This is a genomic window from Photobacterium sp. TY1-4 (assembly GCF_025398175.1).
Lineage (GTDB): Bacteria > Pseudomonadota > Gammaproteobacteria > Enterobacterales > Vibrionaceae > Photobacterium.
Genome location: NZ_CP099734.1, coordinates 1,271,337 through 1,290,256, shown reverse-complemented (window position 1 = coordinate 1,290,256; position 18,920 = coordinate 1,271,337). Strand labels below are relative to the sequence as shown.

General features: G+C 52.9%; 18 protein-coding genes. 8 read left to right on the top strand and 10 right to left on the bottom strand.

All coding sequences use genetic code 11. The features are described from left to right. Positions 1-116: 116 nt before the first annotated feature. Genes bioD through bioB form a run of 4 tightly spaced genes read right to left on the bottom strand, consistent with a single transcriptional unit; the run spans position 117 to position 3,878 of the window. Entirely contained in the window at positions 117-809 is a 693-nt protein-coding gene (gene bioD, locus NH461_RS06135) for a dethiobiotin synthase (RefSeq protein WP_261602369.1), read from the bottom strand. After that, positions 802-1,689: a malonyl-ACP O-methyltransferase BioC gene (gene bioC / locus NH461_RS06130; RefSeq protein ID WP_261602368.1), complete on the bottom strand. Its 888-nt coding sequence runs from the start codon at positions 1,687-1,689 to the stop codon at positions 802-804. Before bioC ends, bioD begins: the two co-directional genes overlap by 8 nt. Continuing rightward, a complete protein-coding gene (gene bioF / locus NH461_RS06125) occupies positions 1,682-2,839 on the bottom strand; it encodes an 8-amino-7-oxononanoate synthase (protein ID WP_261602367.1) in 1,158 nt (385 codons plus the stop codon). The genes bioC and bioF overlap by 8 nt, the downstream gene beginning before the upstream one ends. Continuing rightward, positions 2,826-3,878, bottom strand: a complete 1,053-nt coding sequence (bioB, locus tag NH461_RS06120; protein ID WP_261602366.1) for a biotin synthase BioB — start codon at positions 3,876-3,878, stop codon at positions 2,826-2,828. Before bioB ends, bioF begins: the two co-directional genes overlap by 14 nt. A 197-nt stretch (positions 3,879-4,075) precedes the next feature. On the opposite strand from bioB, the gene bioA reads away from it, so the two are divergent. Next, a complete protein-coding gene (gene bioA, locus NH461_RS06115) occupies positions 4,076-5,356 on the top strand; it encodes an adenosylmethionine--8-amino-7-oxononanoate transaminase (RefSeq protein WP_261602365.1) in 1,281 nt (426 codons plus the stop codon). Between the two features lie 90 nt (positions 5,357-5,446). Then, positions 5,447-6,010 carry an LON peptidase substrate-binding domain-containing protein gene (locus NH461_RS06110; protein WP_261602364.1) on the top strand — a complete coding sequence of 188 codons (564 nt, stop codon included), beginning with the start codon at positions 5,447-5,449 and terminating at the stop codon, positions 6,008-6,010. A gap of 131 nt (positions 6,011-6,141) precedes the next feature. Here NH461_RS06110 and NH461_RS06105 read toward each other — a convergent pair whose 3' ends face one another. Next, complete coding sequence (locus tag NH461_RS06105) at positions 6,142-6,507, bottom strand: thiol-disulfide oxidoreductase DCC family protein (RefSeq protein ID WP_261602363.1); 366 nt, start codon at positions 6,505-6,507, stop codon at positions 6,142-6,144. Positions 6,508-7,024: 517 nt separating this feature from the next. On the opposite strand from NH461_RS06105, the gene NH461_RS06100 reads away from it, so the two are divergent. The 5 genes from NH461_RS06100 to NH461_RS06080 all read left to right on the top strand — a co-directional run bounded on the left by NH461_RS06100 (position 7,025) and on the right by NH461_RS06080 (position 12,656). Beyond that, positions 7,025-8,605 carry an L-lactate permease gene (locus NH461_RS06100; protein WP_261602362.1) on the top strand — a complete coding sequence of 527 codons (1,581 nt, stop codon included), beginning with the start codon at positions 7,025-7,027 and terminating at the stop codon, positions 8,603-8,605. A 102-nt stretch (positions 8,606-8,707) separates the two neighbouring features. Further along, on the top strand, positions 8,708-9,427 hold the full coding sequence (locus NH461_RS06095; protein WP_261602361.1) for a (Fe-S)-binding protein: 720 nt from the start codon (positions 8,708-8,710) through the stop codon (positions 9,425-9,427). Between the two features lie 13 nt (positions 9,428-9,440). Then, complete coding sequence (locus NH461_RS06090; RefSeq protein WP_261602360.1) at positions 9,441-10,862, top strand: LutB/LldF family L-lactate oxidation iron-sulfur protein; 1,422 nt, start codon at positions 9,441-9,443, stop codon at positions 10,860-10,862. 1 nt (position 10,863) lies between these two features. Further along, positions 10,864-11,643, top strand: a complete 780-nt coding sequence (locus NH461_RS06085) for a lactate utilization protein C (protein WP_261602359.1) — start codon at positions 10,864-10,866, stop codon at positions 11,641-11,643. Between the two features lie 110 nt (positions 11,644-11,753). Continuing rightward, positions 11,754-12,656: a LysR family transcriptional regulator gene (locus NH461_RS06080; RefSeq protein WP_261602358.1), complete on the top strand. Its 903-nt coding sequence runs from the start codon at positions 11,754-11,756 to the stop codon at positions 12,654-12,656. Between the two features lie 136 nt (positions 12,657-12,792). On the opposite strand, the gene NH461_RS06075 is transcribed toward NH461_RS06080, so the two are convergent. The 5 genes from NH461_RS06075 to NH461_RS06055 all read right to left on the bottom strand — a co-directional run bounded on the left by NH461_RS06075 (position 12,793) and on the right by NH461_RS06055 (position 17,770). After that, positions 12,793-13,179, bottom strand: a complete 387-nt coding sequence (locus tag NH461_RS06075) for a VOC family protein (RefSeq protein ID WP_261602357.1) — start codon at positions 13,177-13,179, stop codon at positions 12,793-12,795. Positions 13,180-13,552: 373 nt separating this feature from the next. Then, the gene (locus NH461_RS06070; RefSeq protein ID WP_261602356.1) at positions 13,553-14,050 is read right to left on the bottom strand and encodes a hypothetical protein; all 498 of its coding nucleotides are present in this window, start codon (positions 14,048-14,050) and stop codon (positions 13,553-13,555) included. Further along, on the bottom strand, positions 14,047-14,460 hold the full coding sequence (locus NH461_RS06065) for a hypothetical protein (RefSeq protein ID WP_261602355.1): 414 nt from the start codon (positions 14,458-14,460) through the stop codon (positions 14,047-14,049). Before NH461_RS06065 ends, NH461_RS06070 begins: the two co-directional genes overlap by 4 nt. Positions 14,461-14,825: 365 nt before the next feature. Then, positions 14,826-16,256 carry a leucine-rich repeat domain-containing protein gene (locus tag NH461_RS06060; protein WP_261602354.1) on the bottom strand — a complete coding sequence of 477 codons (1,431 nt, stop codon included), beginning with the start codon at positions 16,254-16,256 and terminating at the stop codon, positions 14,826-14,828. Positions 16,257-16,555: 299 nt separating this feature from the next. Beyond that, positions 16,556-17,770, bottom strand: coding sequence for an ROK family protein (locus tag NH461_RS06055; RefSeq protein WP_261602353.1), 1,215 nt, complete (start codon positions 17,768-17,770; stop codon positions 16,556-16,558). A 283-nt stretch (positions 17,771-18,053) separates the two neighbouring features. Between NH461_RS06055 and queE the strand changes: the two genes are divergently transcribed. Further along, a complete protein-coding gene (gene queE, locus NH461_RS06050; protein ID WP_261602352.1) occupies positions 18,054-18,722 on the top strand; it encodes a 7-carboxy-7-deazaguanine synthase QueE in 669 nt (222 codons plus the stop codon). Positions 18,723-18,920: the final 198 nt, after the last annotated feature.

Here is an 18,920-nt window from a genome sequence, read left to right as displayed (position 1 = left end):
ACCGACAACCCGCACTGTTCGGCACAGCAATGACCATCCTTTTTTACGACAAAACCCTGCAACATACGCTGCAGGGTTTTTCTGTATTTGCGGTTCTGCGTACCGTCTGGCAGGCTTTATGCCTCGACAGTCAGCCCCAGCGGCGCCAAATCGATATAGTCAGCCAGGTTGCGCTTTTTGATCCCCGGCATGTACGGGATCTCACCCAGCTTTTTCCCCGGCAGCTTCTGCTCCAGCATCTGAATAATTTCTGCGTAGTGCTCTGTGCCTGGATTAATTCGGTTAGCGACCCAACCCACCATCTCAAGTCCATCACGCTCAATCGCTTCTGCCGTCAGCATGGCATGGCTCAAGCAACCCAGCTTTACACCGACCACCAGCACCACGGGTAACTGTTCCTGTTTTACCCAGCTCGACAGGCACACGTCGTGGGTGACCGGCACCCGCCAGCCCCCGGCACCTTCCACCAGCACCACCTCTGATTTGGCCTTCAGATGTGCCAGCCCCTGAGACAAAACGGCAAAATCAATCGGCCGATTTTCCTGCTCAGAAGCCAGATGTGGTGAAATCGGCGCCTCGAACGCATAGGGGTTCACTTCATCATAAGTGAGTGGCACCACGGAGGCTTGCTGCAAATAAAGTGCATCGGAGTTACGGATCCCGTCTTCAGTGATCTGGCTTCCCGAAGCGACCGGTTTGTATCCGGCGATTTGAATATTCGCCTTGTCGGCTGCATGTAAAATCGCCCGGGATGCAACCGTCTTGCCGACATCGGTATCCGTTCCGGCAATGAAAAAAGCCTTAGTCATTCGTGATTACTCCAAAACAGACTTGGTAGGTAGCCGGCAACTGTCCGCTGCTGTCACGAAACGCATCGTAAGCACGCTCGACGGCGCGAATGGTTTGACGCCCGGCGAGACCTGATTTTCGTGCCTGATGTAAGTGTGTCGCGCCGATCCCTTTCAGATCTTTCATCAGCTCGACTGCCGTCTGGTAATGCATGGTGATAGGCAAAAAGTCTAGGAGATCTGCCGCCCACCCTACTTGCGCCAGCGCAAGGTTTATGTCCTTTTGCGACAGAAACTGGTTCACATGTTGACGTGCATCAACCTCTTCCCACGCCTTCGCCAACTCATACAACGAGCCGTCCACCAGGGTAGTAAAAGCAATCACACCACCCGGCCGGACCACCCGCTTCAGCTCTTTGAGCGGCGTTGCCAGATTGTCACACCATTGCAGCGCCAGACTGCTGAAAGCGACATCAAACTGATTGTCGGCCAGCGGCAAGGCTTCCGCGTCGGCCTCCAGATAACGGGCCCGCGCACCGCAGCGTTGCTCGGCCTTGGCCAGCATCTGCACCGACAAATCAGCAGCGCACACCTGATAACCGCGCGCCAGCAGCTGCTCGGTGAAATACCCGGTACCGCAGCCCAAATCCAGGGCCTTGCTCCCGGCCGCGCAGACTACCGGGAGTTGATCGAGCAAATGATGCCCCACCCGGCGTTGAAAGGCCGCCGCCTGATCATAATGGTCCGCAGCGCGACCAAAGGCCTCGGCAATCGCCTGTTTATCGTGGGGCTGCTGTGGGCCTGGGCACTGTGGGGTGGGGTGCTGTGGGGTTGGATGCTGTGAGTTTAAGTGCTGAGCCGGGCTCAGCGTCTGAGTGACCGCATTCATTCCGTTAGTCATGAATCACCTCATTGATATGATTGGCCAGGGCCACAACATCGGCCTGGCTGTGCGCCGCGGTCAATGTGATCCGCAGCCGCGCCGTATTGGCAGGCACCGTCGGTGGTCGGATCGCGCTGACCCAAATCCCCCGCTCCCGCAGGGCCGCCGAGACGGCAACAGCACGCTCACTGTCGCCAATGATCAATGGCTTAATCGGGGTTGGCGTCGGTTGCAGCGCAATGGCCGGATCAACCTGCTTACTGAGCAGCGCACTCAGCTCTGCCAGCTTGTCCCGTCGCCACTGATCCCGGCGGATCAACTGGCAGGCGGTGCCGAGCGCATACGCCTGCGCCGGTGGCATTGCCGTGGAGTAGATAAAATGTCGCGCGAACTGCACCAGATACTCAGCCGTGTCTTGATCGCACAATATGGCCGCCCCCTGCAGCCCGAACGCCTTGCCGAACGTCACGATCAGAATATCCGGGTGGATCCCGGCGAAGTCACAACTGCCCCGGCCTTCTTCCCCGAGCACGCCGCAACCGTGCGCATCATCGACGGCCAGCCAGCTTAGGTGTGCTTGAGTCAGGGTATGAATTTCAGCCAGCGGGGCCAGATCCCCGTCCATGCTGAACACCCCTTCCGTGATCACCAAACGGTCCCCGGCCACGGAATCAGAGCGTGTCAGCAGACGCTGCAATGCCCGGGTATCATTATGGGGAAAACGCCGCATCGTTGCCGGTGACAGGCTCCCGGCTTCCATCAGCGATGCATGGTTCAGCTTGTCCTGAAGTAAGAGGTCATCCGACTGGAGCAAGGCAAACAACAGCGCTTGGTTGGCACTGAAACCGCTGCTGAACAGCAACGCGCGTTCAAACCCCAGCCAGTCGGCCAGTTGGGCTTCAAGCGCCCGGTGCGGTTCCTGAAAGCCGGTCACTAAAGGGGAAGCACCGCTCCCGGCACCGTATTTCGACAGCCCGTCCTGCCAGGCAGTAATGAGTTCGGGCTCTTGTGCCAGCCCCAGATAATCGTTGCTAGAGAAATTGACCAGGGCGCCGTTTGGCCCCCGGGTCTGGGATGCTGAGCGGGCAAGGCAAGTCCGCTGCCGATACAGGCCCTGGGCATGACGTTCACCCAGCGCCTGATCGATACGTTGCTTAAAGCGAGGCATCGTAGAACAGATCGTCTTTCGTCGGCCGGGCTGCGACACGCTGTGCCACCTGACCAAGCAACTCCTGCTCCTGAATTTCATCCGGTTTGGCTGCCTGCTCCTGGCGGTTAATGCCCAGTTTGGCAAACAGCTGCATGTCTTTGTCTTCACCCGGGTTCGGCGTGGTCAGCAGCTTACAGCCGTAGAACACCGAGTTGGCCCCAGCCATAAAGCACAACGCCTGCATTTGCTCGTTCATATCTTCCCGGCCGGCCGACAAACGGACGGCTGATTGCGGCATGATGATCCGGGCAACGGCAATAATACGGATGAAATCGAACGGATCCACATCATCAACTTTTTCCAGTGGCGTGCCTTTGACTTTGACCAGCATGTTGATCGGCACACTTTCCGGGTGCGTCGGCAGATTTGCCAGCTCCACCAGCAGCGAGGCACGGTCACGATCACTTTCTCCCATGCCGATAATGCCGCCCGAGCAGATCTTCATCCCGGCATCACGGACATGGCCCAGCGTATCCAAACGATCCTGGTAGGTTCGGGTGGTGATGATGTTGCCGTAATACTCCGGCGAGGTATCGAGGTTATGGTTGTAGTAATCCAGACCGGCACCCGCCAGCTCGTTGGCCTGATCGCCGGTGATCATCCCCAGCGTCATACAGGTTTCCAGCCCCATCGACTTCACGCCACGGACCATCTCCAGCAGGTACGGCATGTCGCGCTCTTTCGGGTTTTTCCAGGCGGCGCCCATACAGAAGCGGGTCGCGCCGGAGGCTTTGGCTTTCCCGGCGGCATCTAACACCCGTTCTACTTCCAGCAGACGCTCACGCTCGACGTCGGTGCGGTAATGGGCGCTTTGCGGGCAGTACTTACAGTCTTCCGGGCAGGCGCCGGTCTTAATGGACAGCAAGGTGCTGACCTGAACTTTGTTCGGCTCGTGATGCTGGCGGTGCACTTGCTGGGCTTCAAACACCAGATCCATAAACGGCTTGTCGAATAGCGCTTGTACTTCCTCGACTGTCCAATCGTGACGTACTTCCACGTGTAATCACCTCTCAGGTTAAGACAGTTCGGCACCAGTAACTTCAAATAGGGCCAGAGACCGAACAGCAAATGGTTTTATTCTATTTCTTCTTGAATCCGCTGATGAAGCCGTGATTCAGACAGGGGTTTATGCTTGGCTAGTCTACTGTTCCTTAGTAGACTGTCAACTACAAGAAAACACATAGGTTTACATTTGTGCAAAAAACAACCACCTTGATCGATTTAGATTTCGACCAGCAACATGTCTGGCATCCCTACACTTCCACCCTCAAGCCACTGCCCTGCTATCCGGTCGAAAGCGCCAGCGGCGTCTATCTGCGACTGGAAGACGGCCGGGAGCTGGTTGACGGCATGTCCTCCTGGTGGGCGGCGATCCACGGTTACAACCACCCGCGACTCAACGCCGCGGCCAAAGCACAAATCGATCAGATGTCCCATGTGATGTTTGGCGGGATCACCCACCAACCCGCTGTTGAGCTGTGCCGCAAGCTGGTCGAGATGACCCCCGAGCCATTGCAGCAAGTGTTCCTGGCAGATTCGGGCTCGGTGGCGGTCGAGGTGGCGCTGAAAATGGCTCTGCAATTCTGGCATGCCAGAGGGGAGCAGCGGCCCAAGTTCCTGACCCTGCGTCATGGCTACCATGGGGATACCTTCGCCGCGATGTCAGTCACCGATCCGGACAACTCCATGCACGGCCTGTACAAAGGATTTCTGCCCGAACACATCTTTGCCGACTCGCCGACCACCCGCTTTGGTGAAGCCTGGCAGGAAGACGACATTCAGGATTTTGCGACGCAGCTGGCTGCCCATCACCAGGAGGTTGCCGCGGTCATTCTTGAGCCGATTGTTCAGGGCGCCGGAGGTATGCGGCTCTACCATCCAACCTACCTCAAGCGGGTTCGTGAGCTGTGCGACACCTATGGCGTGCTGCTGATTGCCGATGAGATTGCAACCGGATTCGGCCGCACCGGGAAACTGTTTGCCTGCGAGCATGCCGGGATCAGCCCGGATATCCTCTGTGTCGGCAAAGCCCTGACCGGCGGCTACATGACCCTGTCGGCTACCCTGACCACTAAGCACGTGGCTGATACCGTGTGTAGCGGCGCCGCGGGTTGTTTTATGCACGGACCGACCTTTATGGGCAACCCGCTGGCCTGTGCCGTCGCCAACGCCAGTTTGGCCCTGCTGCAAACCGGTGAGTGGCAGCAACAGGTTGAAAGGATTGAGAAACAGCTGGCGGAAACCTTGCCTGAAATCGGCAAACTGGACAAAGTGAAAGATGTGCGCTGGCTGGGCGCGATCGGTGTCGTTGAGCTGTATGAACCGGTCGACCTGGCGGAAATTCAGCAGCGTTTTGTAGACGAGGGTGTCTGGATTCGCCCTTTTGGCACACTTGTCTACATCATGCCTCCATTTATCATTAATCCACAGGAACTTAGCCGTCTTACTTCCGCAATTTTGATAACTCTCAGCTAGTATCGAAAAGCAGACAGATTCCCACACCTGTCTGCTTATACTTTTGCTAACGTTACAATCATTACAACAACGTCAGTAAAGGCTATTACTATGCAGCTACCCCTTTTTCCGTTACAGCTTTACTTGTTGCCGGGTGGGATCAGCAAACTGAGGATTTTCGAGCCCCGCTACATTCGACTGGTCAAGCTGGCCATGGCCTCAGGCGAAGGCTTCGGCCTGTGTATGAAAGATGAAGAGACTCTGTGCCATTTTGGTACCCGCACCGTGATCACCGATTTCGAACGGATGTCCGACGGCTTGCTCGGCATTACGGTTCAGGCCGTCGAAAAGTTCGTGATCAACGATCACTGGCAGGAAGACGACGGATTGCGCTTCGGTGATGTCTCACCAATCCGGAACTGGTCGCCGACCGCCGTGAAGTTTGCCGATCGCGGGATTGCCAACAGCCTGCAGGCGCTGTTTAACGAATACCCGGAACACGCGACCCATTACCCGGAGCCCGATTTCAACGACACCACCTGGGTGTGTCAGCGCTGGCTGGAGCTTCTGCCGCTGGAAACCAACCAGAAACAATGGTTCATGAGCCGCAATGACCACCGCGCCGCCCTTTCCTTTCTCCACAACATCATTGACGAACAGCTCAAAGAAGAATAATTCAAGACTGAGCGACCCGGCGCTCAATCCCTGTCTGGCGGACGTGCACATGGCACATAGACAGTGGTTGAGATAGTCCCCGCCTTATACCATCCAGGAACATAATCCAACACGTGGACTCGCGATTCAGATTAGCCCCGCCCTTCCCGGCGCAATCGTGCATCAACATGCTGCCGGTACCAGCGGGAAACCCATGACCGGATCCCCGGTAAACTCACCAGCCATGCCAGCGGCTTGAGCCACCAAATCAGTGAAAACAGGAGGATATAAGCATCCAATTCCCGTCTCACGGTCCCGTGCTGATCTTCAACATGCAATTCGCGCAACGCCCGGGCCGGATCGATCCCGCGCGCCCTGAGCTGGGCATCCTGATCGGTAATGTCAAACCAGTGCACCCGGGCCGTCTGCCGTCCGAGCCACTGCTCATAGCGGGCACGGTCCTTCACACACCCTTCACAGCTGCCGTCATAAAACACAATCAGTCTGGGTTTCACCATGGGTATCTTCCTGTTCCGAATCCGGGTTGACCTGCTCCCTATGAGTGTAGGAAAACGCTCGCCTGTGTAGAAAAGCGATAACAAACCTCAGCAAAATAGCGCCACATTTGTAGTAAAATTACAACAAAATAAGCTAAAACAAATAATAATGATTCCTAATTAGATAAATTCAGCGCAAAAACAGCTAAAAAAACACCACATTCATTAATGAATAAATGAGAATTTATTGTTTCCAAACATCAACCAATAAGCCTTACCAAGATGCAGGCCCATTAATAAGTCACTGATTTTGAAGGAAAACACAATCCGTTCAATTTTAACATCCGGAGAATGCTCACAAAGCACCCATTTGTCATACATTTAACATTTTAAAAACTAATAGCCAGCGAGATTTTCCCTCCTAGAATACTCCCCCCACAAAGTTACCGGGATGGCCCAGCACAGCCAGCTAGTGACAATTAGAAAAATAACGTCAAATCACGACAAGAATACAAACCTATATAGAGTGGGATAACTCATGTTAAACCTTGCAATATCCGTCGTACCGATTTTGCTCCTGATCTGGATGATGACGAAGCGGAACTCGCTGCCGTCACATATCGCACTGCCGATCACGGCGTTGATGATCGGCCTGCTACAACTCTTTTACTTTGGGACAGACGCCACCCTACTTTCGGCCAACATCATCTCCGGCATGCTGTCTGCGATCACCCCTATCTCTATTATTGCCGGTGCGATCCTGCTCAACCGCGTGATCGCCCTGTCCGGCGCTGAAGCGGTGATCCGCCAATGGCTCGAAGGTATCAGCCGCAACCAGGTCGCCCAGCTGATGATCATCGGCTGGGCGTTTGCCTTTATGATTGAAGGCGCCTCCGGCTTCGGTACACCGGCAGCCATTGCAGCGCCAATTCTGGTCGGCCTCGGTTTCAACCCGTTGAAAGTCGCAATCCTGGCCCTGGTGATGAACTCCGTTCCGGTGTCTTTCGGCGCCGTCGGCACCCCGACCTGGTTCGGCCTGGCCGGTCTGGGCCTGGATGAAGCCGCCCTGCTGGAAGCCGGTCGCCAGTCCGCCCTGCTCCACGCCATTGCCGCCTTCATTATTCCGGTCATCGCGCTGAAATTTGTCGTCAGCTGGCAAGCCATTCGTCGCAACCTGCTGTTCATCCAGCTGAGCATCGTGTCCTGTACCCTGCCTTACTGGCTGTTCGCGCAATGGAACTATGAGTTTCCGTCTCTGGTTGGCGGGGCAATCGGTCTGTCGCTGTCGATCCTGCTGGCCCGCATGAATGTCGGCCTGGAAACACCAGAGCCAAGCACACACGCCAAGCCTGAGAAAATGCCGTTCAGCACTGTGCTCAAAGCCATGAGTCCGACTCTGATGCTGATTGGGATTCTGATCGTCACCCGCATTCAGCAGCTGGGCATCAAAGCCATGCTCAACGACAGCACACCGTTGATGAACCTCAATCTGGGCTTTGCGGATCTGAGCATCAGCCAGGCACTGATCTTCAAGCTGACCAATATTCTGGGCACCGAAACCAGCTGGGCCTATAAAACCCTGTATGTTCCGGCGCTGATCCCATTCCTGCTGGTGGTGCTGATCTCGATTCCGGTACTGGGCATGAGCGGCCAGCTGGCCAAACAGGCGTTCACCGAGACCGCCAGCCGGATCAAAATTCCGTTCATCGCCCTGGTCGGTGCCCTGATCATGGTGAAATTTATGATGGTCGGTGACGAAAACTCACCCATCATGACTACAGGCCAGGCGTTTGCTGATCTGATGGGTGCCAACTGGCAGTGGGTCGCATCTTACCTGGGTGCCCTGGGCGCATTCTTCTCCGGCTCAGCAACCGTTTCGAACCTGACGTTCGGCGGGATCCAACAGACGATTGCCCACACGGTCGGTCTGCCGGAAACCACGATTCTGGCCCTGCAGTCGGTCGGCGCATCGATGGGGAACATGGTGTGTATCAATAACATCATTGCCGTTTCAACCATTTTGGGGATTGCCAACAAAGAAGGCTACATCATCAAGCGTACCGTAGTTCCTATGGTGATCTACGGGATGATTGTCGGCCTGGTCAGTGCCTTTATCTAAGCACGACTGAGCGATCCCAATGCCCGGCTGGAATATCTCCCGCCGGGCACTGAATATAAAATAAAAAGATAACCACGGTTCAACCGTCACTGGAGCTATATCATGAAGGTAAACTTTTTTGCCACCTGTCTGTGCGACACGGTCAAAGCCGAAGTTGCCAAAAAGACTGTCGAGCTGTTGGAAAAGCTTGGCTGCGAAATCATCTTTCCTGAAAAACAAGGATGTTGTGGTCAGCCTTCATTGAATAGTGGCTACATTGAAGGCAGCAAACCGGCGATGAAAAACATGATTATGGCGTTTGAGGAGAATGATCACCTGATCGTCACCCCGGCCGGCTCGTGTGCCGCCTCAATCAAACGCTACCCGGAATACCTGGCCGATGAGCCGGAGTGGGCAGCCCGGGCACAGAAACTGGCCGATCGCCTGTACGAACTGACCCAGTTTATCGTCAATATCCTGGGCGTCGATAACGTCGGTGCCCGTCTGGAAGGCCGTGCCGTCTACCACCCGTCTTGCAGCCTGATCCGTAAGCTGGGTGTACGTGAAGAGCCGCTGCGCCTGCTGGCCAATGTCGAAGGGCTGGAAATGCTGCCGATCAAAAACCAGGAAACCTGCTGTGGGTTCGGCGGGACCTTCTCGGTCAAGATGTCTGAAATTTCAGGCGAAATGGTGAAAGAGAAAGTCCACCACATCAGCGCGGTCGAACCAGACTACCTGATCGGTGCCGATGTCAGCTGCCTGATCAACATTGGTGGCCGCATGACCCGCGAAGGTCGACCGATCAAAGTGATGCACATTGTCGATGTGCTGATGAGCCGTTAAGAGGGGCGTTGTTATGTCGATGAAAACCAGCCAGGTCAACTTTCAGGAACGTATCGACGTTCAGATGAAAGACGAATTCATGCGCAAGTCGGTCGCCAACGCTCAGGAGCGTATGTTTACCAACCGCGCGATTGCCGCGGAAAAACTTGGCAACTGGGAAGAGTGGCGTGAAATGGGGATGGACATCCGCAACCACGTGCTGGAAAACCTGGATTACTACCTGCAGCAACTGAGCGACAACGTTCAGAAGAACGGCGGCCACGTCTTCTTCGCCAAAACGGCCGAAGAAGCCACTGACTACGTCGAAGGCATCATTCAGCAGAAAAACGCCAAGAAAGTCGTCAAATCCAAGTCGATGGTGACTGAAGAAATCGGTCTGAACAAGATCATTGAACGCAATGGCTGCGAAGTGGTGGAAACGGATCTGGGAGAGTATATCCTCCAGGTCGATGACTGCGATCCACCATCACACATCGTGGTCCCGGCCTTACACAAAAACCGGATGCAAATCCGTGACGTGTTCAAAGACAAAATCGGCTATGACGGCTCCGACGATCCGGAAGAGCTGACCCGCTATGTCCGCAACTACATCCGCCACGACTTCCTGGAAGCGGATATCGGCATCACCGGCTGTAACTTCGCCGTCGCCGAATCCGGCACCGTAACCCTGGTGACCAACGAGGGGAACGCCCGTCTGTCCACCAGCCTGCCGAAAACCCATATTGCGGTGATGGGCATGGAACGCATGGTTCCGACTTTCGAAGAGTTGGATATCGTGGTCAGCCTGCTGTGCCGCAGTGCCGTCGGCCTGCCGCTGACCGGCTACGTGACCGCCCTGACCGGCCCGCGTGAAGACGAACATTGCGATGGCCCGGAAGAATTCCACCTGGTGATTGTCGATAACGGCCGCTCGGAAATTCTGGGTTCAGAGTTCCGCGACATCCTGCGCTGTATCCGTTGTGCTGCCTGTGTCAACACCTGTCCGGCATACCGCCATATCGGCGGCCAGTCTTACGGCTCGATCTACTCCGGTCCGATTGGCGCCGTGCTGTCGCCGCTGCTGGGTGATTATGACGACTTTAAAGAGCTGCCTTACGCCTGTAGTCTGTGCCGCGCGTGTCATGACGTGTGTCCGGTGAAGATCCCGCTCTCCGACCTGCTGCTCAAGCACCGCGAAAAGATGGCAGAATCAGAGCAAACGCCACTGCTGGAGCGTGCCGCTGTGGGTGCCTTCAACTTTATCAATGCCCGTCCGCTGCTGTGGGGCACGACGGTGAAAGTCGGTGCAACCGTAACCAGTGGCCTGATCCGCAACGGCAAGCTGCCGGTGAACGTCGGTCTGAAAGCCTGGACTGAGTCTCGCGATCTGCCGCAGGGCGATGGTGAGTCGTTCCGCAGCTGGTTCAAAAAACGCAAGCAGGATAAAGGGGAATAACATGGCAAATCACACTGATAATACGGCACCGGCTGCAGACCATTCGCGTATCTACAACCGCGACAGCTTTCTGGACAACATTGCCAAACAACTGGGCCGTGAGCGCCGCACCACGCAGGTCGAACACCCTGCCCTGAAATACCGCTGCCATCATGACGTGATGGCCGACAAAAACCAGGACGAGCTGAAAGACGTCCTGATTGAGTACACCCAGACGGCACTGGGTTCACAGGCGCTGACCACCACTCAGGCAGAGCTGGCACAGACCCTGAAATCGGTTTGTCTGGATTACTGCCGTACGGAAGCTGGTGACGCTGCACAATACGCCGGGGAAACCATGCTTTCCGCCGATCCACGCTTGCTGGCACTGGTCAGCCCGGCGGATCTGGCCGAGGATGGTCACCAGGTGCATGTCTGGGATCAGGCCGCCGGTTACGAGCCGAACATCACCATTGCCGAGCGCGCTCAGGTTGGGGTGGTGTTTGCCGAGCAGGCACTGGCAGAGTCCGGTACCATGGTGCTGTACAGCAACCCGAAACAGGGCCGCGCGGTCAGCCTGCTGCCGGAAGCCTCCGTCTTCATCGTGCCGAAAAGTACACTGGTTGCCCGTTTAACTCAGGCCACTGCGGCGCTGCATGAGAAAGCCAAGAACGGCGAGCGCATGCCGTCGTGCGTCAACTTCATCTCCGGCCCGAGTTCGACCGCCGATATCGAGCTGATCAAGGTCGTCGGGGTTCACGGCCCGGTTTACGCGACGTACATCATTATCGATGACATGTAAGGGCTCGCCCTACCCTGCCCGAAAACAAAGATGCGCCCGATGGCGCATCTTTTGTATTTCTGCCACCTTGTTATTTATAATGCATTCAGTATTGATAATTGACGATTCCCATGCCACAAATTGACGATCTCGTCCTGTTTACCCAAGTCATCGAGCACGGCTCATTCAGCAAAGTTGCCGAACTGAACAACATCACCAAATCCGTAGTCAGCAAGCGGGTGAGCAAGCTCGAATCTGAGCTGGGCGTCCAGTTGATCTACCGTACGACCCGCAAGCTCACCCTGACCGAGCCGGGCGAAGTGCTCTATCACCGTGCCAAAGATATCCGCCAGGTGGCCCATTCGGCATTTGATGCCGTCACCGGCTACAGCGAGGCCCTGTCGGGCCATATCCGGATGTCGGTCCCGACCATCTCCGGTGAAATGCTGCTGGCCGAAGCCGTTTCTGATTTCTGCAAAAAGCATCCGGGGATGACGGTAGAAATGTCACTGAACAATGAGTTTGTCGATTTGCTGTCGGAAAATGTCGATCTGGTGATCCGCACCGGTTACCTGGAAGACTCCAGCCTGATCGCCCGGCATATCTTCAACTCACGCTGGCTGATCTGCGCCTCGCCGGATTATATCGAAAAACACGGCATTCCGATGACCCCGAAAGCGCTGCAGCATCACAACTGCTTTGGCTACAACAAACAGAGCACCGGTGCATTTGACTGGCTGTTTACCCGCAACGGCGAGATCTACACCCTCAAAGTGGCCGGGAATTTTTCCTCCGACAATGCCGCCGCCCTGCGCAAAGCAGCGCTGGCAGGCAATGGTCTGGCCTATCTGCCCACCTGTCTAATCTACGATGATTTGCAGCAAGGCAAGTTGGTCAAAGTGCTACCGGAACACACCGGCAAAGTGGTGGGGATCTACGCTGTCTACCCCTACACCCGCAAACCGGCCAAACGGATCCAGGCGCTGATCGAACACATTCGTGAGCGTTACCTCGCCATTCAGGAGCGTTTCTGAATTCAGTTCTGGATCCAGTTCTGAGCTGAGTGTACTGCAAAGGAAGCACTGATAGACAGGCTATCTTCGATGCAAGATAGCCTGGGTGATGAACGCTGAAACCCAAAATTTTGACCGCCCACATCAGGGCACATGGTCAGGCACGCTCTTCAAGTTTCCAGGGCGGATTGAGTCGATTCTCCCCTGCCCAATAGAGCTTGATGATATTGCCCGAGGGATCATTTAAAGATGCTTCACGCCAAAGATAAGGTTGATCGGTCGGCTCTTGCGTAAATTGGAGTCCTTTTGATTTCAAGTCATCGACGAGCTCATCAAGCTGCTGATGTTCAAAGTAAACGACACCTCGACATTCGACCCCTTGTTTTTCCGTGTCTAAGTACACTGAAAACGTCGACTCCCCTTCAGGGCAGGAAAAACGAGCATAATGCGCGTCAGCAACGATTTGGACCAAGCCGAGTGTTTTATAGAACTCGACGGCCAAGTCTATGTCATGCACTGCTAGCGTGATTTGATTCATATTCATAAGCTATCCTTATCTCTCATTTCCCTGTCTTGCCTATCGAATGATATCGACTGCTCGTAATCAAACATTACTCCACTGGGTCCGTCTGATTCCGAAAGCGCCGCCCCCTGTCACACCAACCGATGACATTGCTTTAGCCAGATAGCGTTTCAGTATCCATGGTGAGGTTCACCCAGGCAAGGTGTTTATCCACATACAATATCACGCTTGTAAGTTCTCTCGACATTTGCCAATAAATAAACCAAATATAGATCGGCAGTCCCAACCATTGCATAACCTGAGAGGGCGTTGTGGAGACCCTCACTGTTAACACAAGCCGCAATGGAAAAATGCTAAGTATTGCAAGCCACTCTTAATCAATTTATAAGAAGATTTATTCTAATTGGATTCGTTCGTAAGCATCTACCATATTAAATGGAGCTAGTGTTTTTCCTACATTTAATATGGCGGTCTTTTTTTCTCTAGATAAACCTTGAAACTTTGACTCTAACCGTAAGTCAACCTTAGTAAATAGCTGTCTTTTAAATTCTTTAACTCTCAATCTAGAGTTTTGATAATCCGAATCATCAGAAGTTTCTATAATCATGATTAACTTCATTAGCGAACTCAATTCATTAAGCGAACACTTATATATTGCCTCTTTATACAAGTAGCCCAAACTACTTGCCAAGTCTACATCGATCTTCTTGATTATATTAATAATATTATGACTCAATATATTTTCACTGGCGAACTCAATGCATTTGTTATGCTTTGCTTCGTATACAACAATGGATTGATTCAATGCGTTAAGTATAGTTTTATCAGGCGTAGTAGCCCATGAAAAAAATGACCATAAAATCAATAATGCTGTGATTATATGTTTCATCATTGCGCAACCTTACAGCCATAGTGTACAGCTTTCCAAAACTGTCTTTCTTTGGGGCTAATCTTCCCTCGCAACATTTGTAAACCAGCGATTGTACTTATCTGATTTTTTGCATGGCGTTCTAGTGCACCGAAAGACTTAAAAAAATACTCCCAATTAGTTTGGTATATACTCCAAGAAGTTGTTGTGACATCATTAGAAATCAATTGAAACCCCAGCGTGTTTTCAACAGGCCCAGCCGATGCCGGAGACTTTACGGCCAGACCTCCAAATATAATGGCTAAGTGACCTAGTGCTATGGCGATCCAGCCATTCTCAATCACACTATTCATTTCATTAATTGCTTCTAAAGCTTCTTTGCTTTCATCATCGAAAGTTAGCCCTACGAGAACTGGGCATGGCTTATTATTCATAGCTCAACATTCCCTTAAAAAAGGCCACTATAAACTATTTCAAAAGAGGGTTGGCAATAAAAAACACCTTTGTGAATCAGTTTAACTAACTTTAAGAAAATGACAAATATCACAGTTACTTTGCACTATCTGAAAACGATAACGTGAACTCTCCGCATCAGGCTTTACCACACTGGGTCAACCCGATTCCAAAAACGCCGCCCCCCAGTCCTCCAATCTATGGCATTGCTTTAGCCAGATAGCGTTTCAGTATCCGCGGTGAGTTCACAAAAGCAAAGTGTTGACCACAGATTAATAATGCCACATGCCTTACACACAGCAAAAGGCGCATCAACCGAAACGCCTTTGCTTATTCCATCGTGTGATTAATAGAACACTTGGACCCCTCGTTTTGCCAGGACATCCAGATGTGTCTTGGTTGGTTCTGACAGCGGATTCAGCAGGGCGCTCACACTAACCAGCTTAGGATTTTTCTCCAGGTTGATGTCCGTCAGATTATTTTTCGTGATGAAAAGCCATTCCAGTTTGGGCTGCTTGGACAAATCAATCGTCGCGAGCTGATTATCTCCCAGGCTCAGATTGGTCAACTTGGTGTTCTGCTTAAGATCAATGGCTGGAAGCTCGTTACTGCCAGCACTGAGGTATTCAAGATTGACGTTCTGGCTAAGATCCAAGCTGGACAATGAATGCTCCCCGATTTGCAGCCATCTTAACATTCGATTCTGAGACAAATCGATCGTGTTTAACCCAGAGCCCGGGTATGCCAACGGATCTGCGAGAAAGGTGAATGACTCCAACTTCAGGTTTTGGCTTAAATCAATAACGTTTAGTGGATTTGCCGAAATCCCCAGCGTCTTCAACGATACGTTTTGGCTCAGATCGATGTCTGTTATCTGATTGTCCCGCAGCAGCAGCCACTCCAGCTGACCGTTCTGTGACAAATCAATCGTCGTGAGGTGATTGTCAGCCACCAATAGATCTTTCAGTGTTGTATTTTTCGAAACATCAATTTCAGTCAGTTCATTACTGCTGGCGCTGACATGGGTCAGTTTGGGGTTCGCCGACAAATCAAGCGTAGTGATCTGATTCCCATCGAGAGTCACATCTTCTAGTTGCGGATTGAACTTCAACGACACCGTGGTGAGCTTGTTCTTAGCAAGGTTTAACTCTTTCAACTTGCTATTCGCACTGAGGTCAATCGTCTCGAGTTGGCTGCCACTCATATCCAGCGTTTCAAGCTGAGGGTTATAAGTCAGGTCAAGATTAGAAATCGCATTCGCACCCAGATTTATATCTGTCAGTTTAGAGTTGCGTGTCACATCAATGGCTGAAAGCGGGTTCTTATCCGCCCAGATAGATAACAAGTCGGGACTTTGGGAAACATCGAGTGAAGTCAGCTGATTATTATTGACCGAAATACTGACTAACTCCGTATTCCGGCTTAAATCCAAACGTTTAAGCAAGTTCCCCGACAACGTCAGCCATTCGAGCTCCGTCAGGTTGGACAGATCAATCTGCTCAATTGCATTATCCCTAAGCTCCAACGCATGTAAGTTAGGAAAATGCTGTAAGCTCGACACATCCGTGAGCCCCTTCTCTTCGCAGAAAAGTACCTTCAGTTCATGGGCATAGGTCACTCCGGCATCCAGCACGCATTGTTTTAATCCGGGGTCTGAATAGGTAATCTCACTAACTTTCAGTTTGGGTGTCGATTTCCCGCCTTCTGAACTACCACCTCCACCACAACCGGCCAAGGACATCAGTGCCACCATGGCTGCAAGCGTTTTCAACTTCATGCGCAACTCCTTACTATTAGAAAACGCAGCAAAGATATGCTTATTCTTTTCCCTTAGGCACACTTATTTTTTGATAATTAGAAACAATTCAGACGTAAAGTGTGTTTTTTCGACAAGATTCAAAAGGATGGCTGTCATCAGCGTGTTAAATAGACCGACTTTGACCCATTTTTTATTGATTATTGAATCAGATAGAGTCGCTCATGTCCGGACGAGTTAGACAAGCATTACGATCAAAAAACCGGGCGTTCACCCGGTTTAAATTAACGCACTCACAGACGCCTTGAGGGCTCACATCGCTAGCCTTCGATCAACTTCATCAACAAGTGGCCGTCATACATCGCCTGTTTGACCAGCGCCGCACCGGGCATCGTTGCCTGGGTATAGAAACAGCTTTGCTCTATGGTCAGATTCTGGTTGTAAATCGGCAGCGATTGGGTGCGAACGCACTCCATGATGGCCGGAAACAGAATGTCTTTCGCGCGGTTCAGTTCACTGCCAATCAGGATCTTGTCCGGATTAAACAGATTCACCATGATCGCGATAGCCTGGCCCAGATTATGGCCCAGCTCAACCATCACCTGGCGGGCTAAGGTATCGCCCTCCACCGCCGCATCACAGATCTTCTGAATGGTCAGTGTTTTACCGTGCAGAGTCGAGAGGTGTCCTTCCCGCAACCGCAGCTCCACCTTCTCAATCACCGCGCTCAGACTCACCTCGGTTTCCAGACACCCATGGTTGCCGCAGAAACAGCGCTTGCCATAGGGCTTTATTTGAATATGACCTAACTCACCGATGTTGCCGGTTTGCCCCTGCAGCACATTGTGATCAACCACGATCCCGGCACCAACCCCGTGATGGACCGACACCAGAATCGAATTCGCCACATCGCGAGAATTCCCGAACAGCTTCTCGGCCAGCGCCCAGGAGCGGGTATCGTTGCCGATAAATACAGGCAGCCCGGTCGCGTTATGAATCGCCGGTCCCAGCTCCAGATTATGGACGTCATAATGCGGCATTTGCAGGACGATGCCATCTTTGGCGTTGACCAGCCCCGGCAGGGACACCGCAATGGCAGTGATCCGATCCAACTCACTCACGTGACGGGCAAAAAAGCTGCTGATTTCGTCAAGTAGGATCCGCAGCACCACATCCTGATGCAAGGCTTCGATATCCTGACGCTCCTCCACCAGAATGTCACCGCCCAGTTCATGCAAGGCGATGGTCAGATAGCCCCGCCCCAGTCGGATCGACAGAAACTGCCACCCTTCATTGGCGGGCAGTAACCCGATGGCCGGGCGACCACGGGAGGTGGATTCCTGATACTGGGTTTCTTTTATCAAGTGGGCATCAATCAGCTCACGCGTGATTTTGGTGATACTCGCGGGGGCTAGCTGGCTGAGCTTAGACAGCTCAATTCGGGAGACTGGCCCGTACTGATCGATAAGCTTGTAGACGCTGCCGGCATTGTTTCTCTTGATATGGTCGATATGACCAGGCTGAGCGACATACATGCCAATACTCCGGAACAAAATAGCAATAAAAATCGTGGTGGATTAATTTTTTTACTTTGCGAAGTAATTGTGAAGCCGCTTGTGTCCAGGACGTGATACTCATCACGATGAATGCCCGATGGCTACTGTGAACTGTGTCCTTTGCCCAGTCAGCCTGCAGGCGCTGTTGTTATTTTACAAATAAATCCTCCCCAGCCGAGACAAGGGCCATCAGTTTTGGGATAATGCTCTGCTGCTCAAAAGAGCACCATAGTGATAGATTTGATTCGCCACGAGGTTAGCGGTGTACAAAATTAACGAAGTCTTTGAAACCATTCAGGGTGAAGGTGTATTTACCGGGGTTCCTGCCATTTTCGTCCGTTTGCAAGTGTGCCCGGTTGGCTGTGCATGGTGCGATACCAAGCAAACCTGGACGGCGGAGCCACAGGATCACACAACCTTAGATCAAGTGATGGCCAAGACCTCCGACTCGCCGCTCTGGACCAATCTTGACGCACAAGGCGTGGTAAAATTACTTCACGATCAAGGATATACTGCTCGTCACGTAGTGATCACCGGGGGGGAGCCATGTATCTATGACCTGCAACCGCTGACCGCAGCGCTGGAGCAAGCCGGATTCCGCTGTCAGATTGAAACCAGCGGCACCTCTGAAGTTCTGGCGACTGAAAACACCTGGGTCACGGTGTCTCCGAAAATCAATATGAAAGCCAAACTGCCGGTCCTTCCTTCGGCCTTAATGCGCGCCGATGAGATCAAACATCCGGTCGGCACCGAGAAAGATATTGCACAGCTCGACCAGTTGCTGAACGGCGTTTCCCTGAAACCGGACGTCAGCATTGCGCTGCAACCGATTAGCCAGAAAGCCCGGGCGACCGCCCTGTGCATCGAAACGTGTGTCAAACGTAACTGGCGGCTTTCGATCCAAACCCACAAATACCTGGCGATTGCCTGATCCGCGTGCCGGTTGTCCCGAGACAGCCGGCTTTGCTTCTGCCCGCAACACCGCTCAATAGCCCGACGGCACTCACGCCCTGCCCGCCCGATTCTTACAATTTAGATCCTGCTCAATCTGCAAGACTCTGCCGCAGCTTTAACAACCGCCATCAGGCCGCAACCTATACTCAGCCCAAAACATAATAAAAGTATGTGT